The sequence below is a fragment of the Chryseobacterium sp. KMC2 genome, from assembly GCF_016756935.1.
In the GTDB taxonomy this organism is placed as follows: Bacteria; Bacteroidota; Bacteroidia; order Flavobacteriales; family Weeksellaceae; genus Chryseobacterium; species Chryseobacterium rhizosphaerae.
In genome coordinates, this window is the sequence record NZ_JAESIT010000004.1 from 65,414 (window position 1) to 77,300 (window position 11,887).

Sequence of the window (11,887 nt, forward strand, 5' to 3'; positions counted from 1 at the left end):
CAACCTTATCAATCATGTATTGAGACTGCCAGTGATGCGCTATGTATTATTCATTTTGATAGGCAGCAGCAAATTCTTTAGCAAAATCTGCCAGCTTTATTTTTCCTAAAACAGGTTTCTGTTGATAATAATCTTCGTATAATATACCACTCCCCTGTGCTGCCTGGGTTTCTACAAAACCTCTTGCCACCTGCTCATTGAATCCGATATTCACCCAATGATTGAATAATTCCTCATCCGGAATGATTTGCCACTGTAAATCCGGCTTAGCAATAGCCGCTCCCAAAGCGTTCGCAATTTCATTGGGAGATACCTCATCGCTGGCTACGTAACGAACACTTCTTCCTTCAAAGGGTTTTTCAATTTCTTCTGCAATAGCTTCTGCAATATCCAATGGAGAAACCCAGGGTTCTTTTTTATCACCTCCCCAGTTGGAAAGAATCGTTCCTTTGTTTCTGATGCCGGTAATCATGGAAAACAGATTGAAGTAAATACCCACCGGGCGAATAAATTTAATAGAAATAGCCTCTGGCAATTCTCTGAGTATCTGCTCTACATCATAATGAAAAACAATGATACCTGTTCCTTTGTCGGTATGTGCACCGATACTGCTGAGATGTATGATTTTTTGAACACCGGATCGTTCAACAGCTTTTTTGTAGTTGTGCCCTATCCTACTGATTTCACCAATGAAATCAATACTCTTATCAAATAGATCTCCCACGGCCTCCATAGTTTCCATTAAATAAACAATATCTGCCCCTTCAAATGTTTTGGTCAGAAAATCTACATCAAACATATTTCCTACAGCAGCTTTTGCTCCCAGCATCTCAATAGCGGATACTCTTTCTGTAGTACTGGTGATAACAGTTACCGAATGTCCTTTTTGTACGAGCTCTTCTGTAAGTGGTTTTCCAATGTTCCCGATGGAACCTGTTAAAACAATATTCATTTTTATCTATTTTTTGTTGATGTAAAATTCTGAATACCGCTTAAAACAGACTTCGCTCAATCTCACTTCTTCTTAGCCAAAAGCAAACCTAACATAAAGTTCAAAACACAACTTCTCTATTTTCCCATTATTGATTCTAAGTTTTTTAGTTGGGAAAGAAACTTAAATCTGGCCGGTATATCATTGTTTCACTAACAATGGAACGGATAGTATCAATCTTCAAAATCTGTTCAAACTCTGCAATTTTTTTATTAAGATCTTCACTTTTGGCATAATCTTCCCAGTTGTCAAAACCCAGCATTAAGATCATTTGATTAATATTTCCCCCATCCACAACTTTATAAGTCTTATAAAACTTGATTTGTTTTGAACTATAATAATCTTTTAGTTTTTTACTCATTTTAAGAGATTGTTCCATATCATCTACGGTTAATGTTACAAGTTTTATAAATTTTGTTTTCATTCCGGGTGTATTGGCACTACTTGCTTCAGGAATTCCTGCAACCTTGAAAATGATCTGTACATCAGCAAAAGGAAAAACATGCAGTTTATTGTCAGCCATGTCATCAAGAGGCTTTACAGCATTATCAAAATCAGCCCATGCATGACCGAAAGTAGCATCTACAAATTGTCCATATCTAGGTCCTGAAATAATAAACCATCCATACCATCCCCATTTATCACCATTGTCTTTGTGCCAGTTGAGATGCTGTTTATATCCTTCTTCAAAACTCCGTAACTGGCCATCTTTAGCTTTCCAGATTGCAAATTGTCCGATATCAACACCCTGTCCGTAGGTAAAGTTGGTAAGAAGTATAAAAAAAATAATAAATGCAGCTTTATGCAAAGACCATACATTTTTTAAATGGAGCTCAATAAAACCTTTAGAATTTTTTAAATAATTGTCAAGTATTTTTTGTTTGTTTTTCATGTTATACCATCTATATGTATTAAACTTTTAAACGTTTTTCTATAAGATAACTAATATTATTCAAAAATATAAAATCTAATCTATATCACTATAATACAATAATTTAAATTCTGAAAACAGCATTGAAAAGCTAATTATAGTAACCATCCGTTATGAATACATTGGTAAGCACCGCAATAAAATAAACAAAAAGTCTATAAAAACAATAGACTTTTATTATTAAGATTTATTCACACCATACAAGAAGCTTAATAGAGACTTTATCTCGCATTTCAACGAAATAAATAACTCTCTGATTTAAAATATATTACATTTAAAATACACACTCAAAATACTTAATTCTTTATTACCCTACCAAATTAGTAGACTTATATGATATATCTCATATCCCCTATTGATAAGGGTTTACAAATAATTAAATAATTTTGACACAGTTAAAAAAAATAAACTTTATTCTCATGAATAAAAATTACTCCGATACTTACCTGTTCACCATCGTCGATAGGATGTCTGCCCAACATAACCGCAGTGCATATCTATGTCTTTCACAGCACGATCATACTTCTCAAAATATGTGTTTTGAATTTTCGATGTGTACAATGATGATGTCATAACTTCACATACACAATCTGATACTGTAGGGCCTTTTATTTCAAGGCCTAACTAACCCTGTACCCATTATAAGCTTTTCACTGAAACCTCCCCAAAAAGGGAGGCCGGGACTTCTTATTCCTTAACTGGAAGTACAGGCCGTCATATCCTACGATTTTAAACTTAAAGATGATAATATAATGAGAAAAAAACAATGCAAACTTGGTGTATTGGCTGTGCTTTTATTCGCAGAATATGGCTTTGCACAAAGTAAAGACAGCCTCTCCAAAGAAACCTCGATCAAAGAAGTGGTGGTGGTAGCCTTTGGAAAACAGAAAAAAGAAGAGATCACCGGATCTGTACAGTCCTTAAAAGCTAAAGACCTGTCTAATCTTCAAAACGGAAACATTCTTCAGGGAATTGGTGGAAAGGTTGCCGGTGTACAGGTAATTTCTTCAGGACAACCCGGCTCACAGCCAACTATAAGAATGAGAGGAATAGGTTCTATTAACGCCTCCAGTGATCCACTCATCGTTCTGGACGGTATCCCCTACAGCGGAAACCTCAACAGTATTGCAGCCTCAGATATTGAAAGTATTTCCTTTCTTGAAGATGCTTCTTCCAATGCCTTATACGGATCAAGAGGAGCCAACGGTGTTATTATTGTCAACACCAAAAGAGGTAAAACGAAGGGGTTACATATTGAAGCTGATGTGAGAACCGGGGTTAATTTCAGATCTATTGAAGATTATTCGGTTTATACCTCTCCACAGGATTATTATACCGCATACTATAACAGGGCAAGGATTGGAGAAGTGGCAAGACTCCAGCAACCGGGTGCTATACCTTCTGCTGCCAGTCCTCATGCTGCGGGATTGGCTGCTTTAAGCAAATTGGGATACAATGTTTACAACACTCCTTTTAATCAGCTGATTACAAAAGACGGTCAATTTAATCCGGATGCTCAGTTACTGTATCAGGATAACTGGAAAAAGCTGCTGTTTAAACCTGCCCTAAGAAGGGAAGCTACTGTAGGAATCAGTGCCAATGGTGATCAGGTAAAATCTTATACGTCCTTAAACTACCTGGATGATAAAGGCTACCTTATCTCCTCCGGATTTGAAAGGTTTGGGATAAGATCCAACCTGGACTACTCTATTACCTCAAAACTAAAATTAACTACAGCCCTTTCTTATACTTACAGCAAGCAGGATTTTGGAGAGTCAGGTGGTTTTTCCAATCCTTTTCAGTTTGCCAGAAATATATCTCCTTTTTATCCTGTTTTCCTCAGAGATAATAATTATCAGCAGCTCTATGACACTAATGGAAATGCTCTGTATGATTATGGTGACGGGCAAGGTCCTAATGGAGCTACAAGATCTTATGCTGTGTTTGAAAATCCGGTGGGCAATCTCCAAAAGGATAAATCTCAAACCACCAGCAACATTACGAATATCAACCTGGGGTTAAATTATGAAATCATTAAAGGATTAGACTTTACTTATAATTTCGGAGCTTATCTTGAGAATGTCACCAACCTTCAGTTTGGAAATACAGAAGGAGGTACCTCATCATCCGTGGGCGGTACTATTTCCAAAGGTTCAATTTTCAAATATACCCTGAATCATCAGCAATTGCTTACCTATCAAAAGAAATTGGGTAATCATAGTTTCAACATCCTTGTAGGTCACGAATTAAACAAAATAAAAAATGAAGGATTTTCCGGATCAAAACAACAACTTTTATTACCGAATTCATTGTCTTTCGATAATGCCGTAAAAATAACAGACTTATCCGGAAATGGCTATGAGTACGCTGTAGAAGGGTATTTCTCCAGATTACTCTATAATTATGACAGTAAATATTTCTTTAATGCCAATGTACGAAGAGATGGCTCTTCTGTTTTTTCTCCGGAAAGCAGATGGGGAAATTTCTATGGATTGGGAGTAGCATGGAATGTGGCCAAAGAAAACTTTCTTAAAGATAATACGCTGATCAATTCTTTAAAGTTAAAAGCTTCCTACGGACAGCAGGGAAATGACAATATCCTGTTAGACGGTACCAATAGGGATTATTATGCGTATCAGGATATCTATGGGATCAACAATTTTGGGGATGACAAGCCTGTGCTATCCCTCAAAAAGCAAGGAAACAAAGATTTAAAATGGGAAACTTCCAAGAATCTGAATGCCGGTGTTGAAATCTCCCTGTTAAAAAACAGGATTACCTTAAATGCTGATTATTTTGAAAGGAAAGTCTCAGATATGATTTATACGCTTCCTCTTCCTCCCTCCAATGCAGGATCTTATGTGAAATATGGAAATATAGGAGACATGACAAACAGAGGTGTACAGGCTAATATCAATGTGGACGTTCTTCGTACCGATGATTTCCAATGGAATATCTACGCCAATGCGACCCATTATAAAAATACAATTACCAGATTACCTGCTGAACAGAGAAATACGGGTCTTGTCAGCGGCCTGTTTATTTTGGCGGAAGGCGGCGACAGATATACCTACTATCTTAAGGAGTTTGCCGGTGTAAACCCCAATAACGGGGATGCCTTATGGTATCGTACAGCCATCAACCCAACCACTCAAAAGGAAGAAAAAACCATAACCAATAATTATAAGGAGGCTACAGACTACAATACTGGGAAATCAGCTATTCCTAAGGTATATGGTGGTTTTGGAACAGATGTAACCTATAAGAGATTGAACCTGTCTGTTAATTTTGCTTATCAGTTTGGCGGCTATGGATATGATGATATTTACAGAAGCTTATTCCATTCGGATACCTATGCCTCTAACTACTCTACGGATCTGGATAAAACATGGACTCCTGAAAACCCCAGTGCAGCTTTACCAAGAGTGGACCTGACATCAACCAATCAGAATGGAAATTCAACACTCTATCTCATCAAATCAGATTATATCAGTCTTCAGGATGTTACGCTGTCTTATCAGCTGCCTGATGATTTTGCAGGACAGGCTGGTTTATCCGGTTTAAAAGTTTACCTCACAGGAAACAACCTCTACCTATGGTCCAAGAGAAAAGGATATGATCCCAGAACTTCATTAACCGGAGTTTCAGATTCATACAAATATTCTACGCTATCAAGTGTCTCTCTCGGCTTTAAACTAACATTTTAAAAGAACTTATGAAAACAATAAAATACTTTATAACTGCTATAAGCATCGGATTGATAGCCCATAGCTGCTCCAGTGACCTCAATACGCTGCCGGAAGGCGATATATCCGGAGAGCAATTAAATAATGACTCATCAAGCCCTGAAAAAATATTGGGCGGAATCTATCTTGATCTCCGAAGCAATGGAGCCGGAGGAACGACCTCTCATTCCGATTTTGGGATTATGGGAATAAAAGCAGGTGCAGACCTGATGTCCAATGATGTTATACAGTCTACCAATCAGCATTTGGGAATGTTTTATAATTATGAAGCAACCAATGCCAGCAATTCTGCCTCAGAAATTGTATGGACCACTTTTTATGCAAGAATATTTGTAATCAATAAGCTTCTTGATGATCTGAAAAATGATACGGGTACTAAAAACAGAGCTATTAAAGGGCAATTGCTTGCATTAAGAGCCTATTCCTATCTTTATTTGGTACGTTTTTATGCTAACAGCTACAAAGAACATCAGTCGGAACCCGGCGTTCCTTTAGTCCTGACAAGCAGTAATCCAAGCCAGGGACTTCCAAGATCAACTGTTTCAGAAGTATATGGGCAAATTGTTAAAGATATTGAAGAGTCTATTGTCCTTCTGGATACTTTTGCCCGCCCTTCTAAAGCTCAGATTGATCAGAGAACAGCTAAGGCTATTGCTGCTGAAGTATTTTTGGAAACAGAAAATTATGCTAAATCTGCCCAATATGCAGAAGAAAGTAAACAGGGTATTGCCCTGATGACAGAAAACGACTATACCACTACCGGATTCTCTACTGTCAGCAATCCCGAAGTAATATGGGGATTCCACAATACCATATCCACTATGAGTATCGGGAATTATTATGCTTCTTTCTTCTCTATGTTCGATAATACCAATGAAGGCTATGCCGGAGCTGCGCAGATCCGTAAACTGATAGACAAACGTCTTTATGAAGCTATTCCGGAAACGGATTACCGGAAAAAAGTTTTCAATGGCAGCCAAAGTGCTTCATATACTTTTAATGGAAAAACCAAAAACTATCCTGCCTATGTAAGCTGGAAGTTTAAAGATCCTAGTCTTTTTGAGGGCGATTATATCTATATCAGAGCTTCCTCTCTTTACTATATAGAAGCTGAAGCCCTTGCCAGACAGGGAAGAGAAGCCGAGGCCAGACAGGTATTATTTGAGATTTCATCCAAAAGAGATAAGGCATACACCCTTTCTTCAAAAACAGGAAATGAACTGATCAGTGAAATTATCCTTCAAAAAAGAATAGAGCTTTGGGGAGAAGGCTACGCCTGGTTTGATATGAAAAGATTAAATACCCCATTAGAAAGGATATACCCGGGAACGAACCATACTTTCGGAAGGTTTAATCTATCACCGGACAAATTCAGGTTTCAGATCCCTAATAAAGAAATCAATAACAACCCACAGATCACCCAGAATCCGTAAATAAAGTCACATTCATATCAATCATATTTTGTATCTAGAACAGGTTTTTCCTGTTCATTAAAACGAATAGCACCATTTTCATTAAATGGTGCTATTCTATTATAATAATAAGTCTTCTTAATTTCCTACCTCTGATCAGTCAAACTTGATAAACATCTGATCAAAATTCATGGTCATTGTATTAAACTGACGGATCACGTCCTGTCCGATATTTCCGTAAACCGTTTCTTTATTAATTTTGGTTGTTAGCACACTTACATTCTCAAGAGGAATTTTCTTATCCAGGATATGAAAAGTATGATTGATCTTAAATCCGTCATATTCAATTTTCCCACCGGCTCCCCCCATGCTGATCTTAGTCACCTGATACTGCCTGTCAATATTTTTTTTATTCTCCTGATAAAAAGGGGCATACAAAATGGTATGGTCCGCTCCCGTATCGAATGAAAAATGTTTCCCATCGATAAAAATAAGGGGAGATAATCCGTCAATAGCCAGATTGGAGACTGTATTTATTTTCGTTTCTGTGTCTGGCACTATAAAGTAGTCGTCCTTAGTCAGCTGAACTTCTTTTAATGCTTCGATTACAGGAAAACCGAGGATACCATTGATCCGGTATTTGATTTGAGGAAAACTGAGTGCGCTATCTGCAAACACCAGAAATACAGCATTTTCAACGGTAATATTTCCAAGAACCAGTTTTTTGCAGACTGCAAGATCAGCTTTAACAGAAATACCGGTAATGGCATCTACATCAATAGCAGCCGGAATGATCTTCATATGTAAACGCTGGGCCGCTGAAGTTGAAATTGTAGAAATATTGGCACCCGTATCAAAAATAAAGTTCATGGTACCTTCTCCAATATCCACTTTCAGGTTTTTCAACCCTGCCGCATCTTTTTCCATTTTCAAACGGGTTGAACCGTTCATGACAATTTTCTGACGGGGCTCATTTTCCAGCGCGGTCCAGATTTTCAGATTATTCTTAAGATCATCCTTTTCATCTTGTGTAAGTAACCTGTCATATTGTTGAAGAGTTCCCTGTACCGCTTTTTTAGCTCCGGCATAATCATACTGTTTCATACAGTTATCTTCTTTTATACGCCCTATTTTAAGCATCAGGGAATCCGGAAATGAAGACTTCAGCATTTCCAGCTTTGTAATTTTCAGGTTAGATTCTTCAGGTTTGTTAAATGCATTATCAAGTACCGCTTCTGTAAAATACTGATATTCCACAGGCAGTTTTTTCTTATGCACAGCAAAAGATGTACGGGCTTCAAAAAAATTTTTTTGCTTCATTTGACCGTATATCATATCAAATGCAGAAGCAGGTGTCTGCCCGAATCCTGTAAAAGAAATACATAACAAAGCAAACAACATTGCTGTGCGTATTGTTTTTATCTTTCCGAATAATTCTGTTTTTAACAGCCTGCTTAATGTATTCTTCATTGTAATAGTGATCATGTATTGAGTTTTATCTGACTTGCTAATTTATTAATTCTGCTCATGTTATAACGTAAAAATTCCTCTAAAATGATATTCAGACAGAATACAGAAAACTAATACCACGACAGTTACAACAAAGTAAATTGACGCTTACAACAAAATGAAAAGAATAAATCCGGAATACCTTTGCTGTATAACATTTAAATACCAAAACAATGCAAAACAGTAATTATCAAGGTACAATGCAAAAGCCTATTATTTCAGGGTTTAATGCACAGTCGACAGCAGAGGAAGTGATCAAAGGGATTGATCTTACGGGAAAGATCGCCATTGTTACCGGAGGAAATACAGGTATCGGTCTGGAAACGACTAAAATTTTGGCTGCAGCGGGAGCAACAGTTATTGTCCCTGCACGGAATATACAAAAGGCCGTAGAAAACCTGAAGGGAATTGAAAACGTAGAAATCGAGCCTATGGATCTCATAAACCCCTCGTCTATTGATGATTTTGCCCAAAAATTTCTCGCATCCGGAAGGTCTCTTCACCTGCTGATCAATAATGCAGGTATTATGTGGGTACCTTTACGTAAAGATGAACGGGGTATTGAGTCTCAGCTGGCTACAAATTACCTCGCTCAGTTTCAGTTAACAGCAAGGCTATGGCCGGCTCTTAAAAGTGCCCAGGGAGCCAGAGTGGTTAATGTATCATCACAAGGACATCAGTTTGCTCCTTTCAACTTTGAAGATCCTAATTTCCTTACCCGTGAATATGAAACTCTTCAGGGATATGGACAATCTAAAACAGCAGTGAATCTTTTTTCTCTTGAATTGGATAACCGGGCAAGATCAGCAGGAGTACGAGTATATTCTCTACATCCGGGATCAATTGCCGGTACAGAACTGGGAAGAGAAGCTCCCCTGGAACTTTTCCAAAAAATGGGATTGGCAGACGCTCACGGGAATATTCCTGAGGAAATACTCTCTACCTTAAAAACAATTCCTCAGGGTGCTGCCACAACAGTATGGTGTGCTACCAGCCCACAACTTAATGCTATCGGAGGAGTCTACTGTGAAGATACGGATATTGCCCCATTAGCCCTTGAAAATGCAATAACAAAAGGGGTAAAACCCTATTCTTTGGATCAATCCAGTGCCACCCGTTTATGGGATTGGAGTGAGAAAATAACAGGCATCCGTTTTCCGGTTGAATAAGGCAAAAAAGACACTGCAAAATGTATTATATTTATTAGTCTAAAAATATCATGAGCCATGGATCATATTTCAAAATACCTGACAAAGGAGATCAAATTATCCTGCTATGAGGATAAACTATTCAAGTCAGATCTTATGTTTGATGATCATATGCTGGTCTGGTTTATTTCAGGTGAAACCAAAATCATACAGGCAGACAAAACGTATTACTTCCATGCCGGCGATACTTTTTTAATTCCCCGAAATCAGTTGGCTACAGTTGTCAACTATCCTAAGGACGGGCTGCCTCATAAAACAGTCGTCCTCCATCTCTCGGTAGAACGCCTGAAACATTATTATGAAAAAATTGATCTACCTAAACCCATACGGCCGGAGCAATGTATTTACAGTTTTAATAACCATCCGCTACTGAAAAGTTATTTAAACTCTCTGCTTCCTTATTTTGAAATGGAGGAAACCTTTCCTGAACATATTGCTTCCCTTAAAATAACCGAAGCAATAGCCATCCTCAGATCGGTAAATCCTGATGTAGATAAAGTTCTTGCCCATTTCGATGCTCCGGGAAAAATAGACCTTATCCATTTTATGGAACGGAACTTCATGTTCAATATGCCTTTGGAAAAACTTGGATACCTCACGGGTCGCAGCCTGTCTACTTTTAACCGGGATTTTAAAAGGCATTTTAACAATACTCCCCAGAAATGGCTGATTGCCAAAAGGCTTGAACTGGCCTATTACCAGCTGTCAGAAAAAAACAGAAAACCCAAAGACGTTTTCCTTGAAGTAGGATTTGAGGACCTCTCCCACTTTTCTTTTGCTTTTAAAAAGAAATATGGAATATCGCCAACACAGCTTAAGCCAGGCTTACCATAAAACTTATCTCTTCAGATGAATAGGACTGTTTTTATTTGAAGTCTTAATTTTTGCTGTTTTCCTGGCATTATAGAAATTAAATCCCCAAAAAGTATTTCTATTTGGGGATTTTTATTGTTAATGATAATTCGCATTCAACAGTTTGTATTTAAGTCTCGAAAATGGTTTTTCAATGAGGAACCTGTATAGCAATCCTCCTCCAATGCAGGCAAAAAAACAGATCATAAGGCTTATATTGTCTGAAGTTTGAATTCCCAAATTATCCAGGCCGCTTTGTACCATGTGGATAATTCCTTTATGTGAAAGATATATGGCATAAGATAAAGCAGCCAGCTGCGTGGTAGCATAGCATCTACACCGGGAAAGAAATGAAGATTCAGATACAGCAGACATTACCAGTATTCCGCAACTAACAGCCACCAAAGTAAATCCAAAGACAGAAGCTTCTTTTGAACCCTGCTCATTACAAACCCAGAATGAAACTCCCAGCAGTACCAATCCCAGGAAAAAAAGTTTATTTCCATGATGATGAACAAACCTCTTAAAAACCGATGAATGACGCATTAAATAACCGATAAGCACGCCTATTCCCAGACCATCTAACCGGGTATACGTAGGATAATAGATTTTCATATACCACAAACGCCAGAACTCCATAGAATTGCTATCAACGGAAACTAAAAACTGATTCCACATAAAGAATCTGAGTACCAGAGAAAAAGGGATCAGGAGAATAATTAAAAAAGCCAGATATTGAAACAGCTTGATCCGTTTTACCATCAAAAGAGACAAAGGAAGGAGAAGGTAAAACTGCTCTTCAATACACAATGACCATGCGTGGGAAAATGTACCCTGATCAATAACATTCAATCCAAAATTCTGGGTAAAGGAAATAAACTTCCATACAGGCGGCAGTGCTTCCCTCTCTCTGAAAAAAGGAAAAATGAAATACAGCAACAGCGTAACCCCATAAGGTGGAATAATCCTGAAAAAACGTTTAATATAAAATGTTTTCAGACTGATGGTCTGCTTATTTTCTATTTCTTTAAACAGCTGGCTTGCTATTAAAAAACCACTTAAAACAAAAAAAAGATCAACACCCGTCCAGCCGAATCGGCCAATACTGTCAATCCATGCCGGGTGCCTGAATGCCCGATAATGATACATTAAAACCAATACAATGGCCACGGATCTCAGGTGATCCAACCCATACAACCTTTCCGACTGTTCTTTCATTTCATTTTTTTGCAAATGTT

General features: G+C 37.8%; 8 protein-coding genes. 4 read left to right on the forward strand and 4 right to left on the reverse strand.

Translation table 11 applies throughout. The features are described 5' to 3' along the window. Positions 1–46: 46 nt before the first annotated feature. Complete coding sequence (locus JML65_RS06025) at positions 47–952, reverse strand: NAD(P)H-binding protein (RefSeq protein ID WP_202270206.1); 906 nt, start codon at positions 950–952, stop codon at positions 47–49. Between the two features lie 145 nt (positions 953–1,097). Beyond that, entirely contained in the window at positions 1,098–1,883 is a 786-nt protein-coding gene (locus JML65_RS06030; RefSeq protein WP_202270207.1) for a hypothetical protein, read from the reverse strand. 791 nt (positions 1,884–2,674) lie between these two features. Here JML65_RS06030 and JML65_RS06035 point away from each other — a divergent pair. Continuing rightward, positions 2,675–5,629 carry a SusC/RagA family TonB-linked outer membrane protein gene (locus JML65_RS06035; RefSeq protein WP_202270208.1) on the forward strand — a complete coding sequence of 985 codons (2,955 nt, stop codon included), beginning with the start codon at positions 2,675–2,677 and terminating at the stop codon, positions 5,627–5,629. Positions 5,630–5,637: 8 nt separating this feature from the next. Further along, entirely contained in the window at positions 5,638–7,101 is a 1,464-nt protein-coding gene (locus JML65_RS06040) for a RagB/SusD family nutrient uptake outer membrane protein (protein WP_202270209.1), read from the forward strand. 135 nt (positions 7,102–7,236) lie between these two features. On the opposite strand, the gene JML65_RS06045 is transcribed toward JML65_RS06040, so the two are convergent. After that, on the reverse strand, positions 7,237–8,565 hold the full coding sequence (locus JML65_RS06045; RefSeq protein ID WP_202270210.1) for a retropepsin-like aspartic protease: 1,329 nt from the start codon (positions 8,563–8,565) through the stop codon (positions 7,237–7,239). A 197-nt stretch (positions 8,566–8,762) separates the two neighbouring features. Here JML65_RS06045 and JML65_RS06050 point away from each other — a divergent pair, with 197 nt between their 5' ends. Beyond that, positions 8,763–9,758: an SDR family NAD(P)-dependent oxidoreductase gene (locus tag JML65_RS06050; protein WP_202270211.1), complete on the forward strand. Its 996-nt coding sequence runs from the start codon at positions 8,763–8,765 to the stop codon at positions 9,756–9,758. A 57-nt stretch (positions 9,759–9,815) separates the two neighbouring features. Then, on the forward strand, positions 9,816–10,631 hold the full coding sequence (locus JML65_RS06055) for a helix-turn-helix domain-containing protein (RefSeq protein ID WP_115917423.1): 816 nt from the start codon (positions 9,816–9,818) through the stop codon (positions 10,629–10,631). A gap of 117 nt (positions 10,632–10,748) precedes the next feature. Here the strand turns inward: JML65_RS06055 and JML65_RS06060 are convergent, their stop codons facing one another. After that, positions 10,749–11,867: an acyltransferase family protein gene (locus JML65_RS06060; RefSeq protein WP_202270212.1), complete on the reverse strand. Its 1,119-nt coding sequence runs from the start codon at positions 11,865–11,867 to the stop codon at positions 10,749–10,751. Between the last annotated feature and the right edge of the window lie 20 nt (positions 11,868–11,887).

Coding starts and splice junctions, on each gene's coding strand:
- JML65_RS06025 (WP_202270206.1), bottom strand. CDS start 952: ATGAATATTGTTTTAACAGGTTCCATCGGGAACATTGGAAAACCACTT.
- JML65_RS06030 (WP_202270207.1), bottom strand. CDS start 1,883: ATGAAAAACAAACAAAAAATACTTGACAATTATTTAAAAAATTCTAAA.
- JML65_RS06035 (WP_202270208.1), top strand. CDS start 2,675: ATGAGAAAAAAACAATGCAAACTTGGTGTATTGGCTGTGCTTTTATTC.
- JML65_RS06040 (WP_202270209.1), top strand. CDS start 5,638: ATGAAAACAATAAAATACTTTATAACTGCTATAAGCATCGGATTGATA.
- JML65_RS06045 (WP_202270210.1), bottom strand. CDS start 8,565: ATGATCACTATTACAATGAAGAATACATTAAGCAGGCTGTTAAAAACA.
- JML65_RS06050 (WP_202270211.1), top strand. CDS start 8,763: ATGCAAAACAGTAATTATCAAGGTACAATGCAAAAGCCTATTATTTCA.
- JML65_RS06055 (WP_115917423.1), top strand. CDS start 9,816: ATGGATCATATTTCAAAATACCTGACAAAGGAGATCAAATTATCCTGC.
- JML65_RS06060 (WP_202270212.1), bottom strand. CDS start 11,867: ATGAAAGAACAGTCGGAAAGGTTGTATGGGTTGGATCACCTGAGATCC.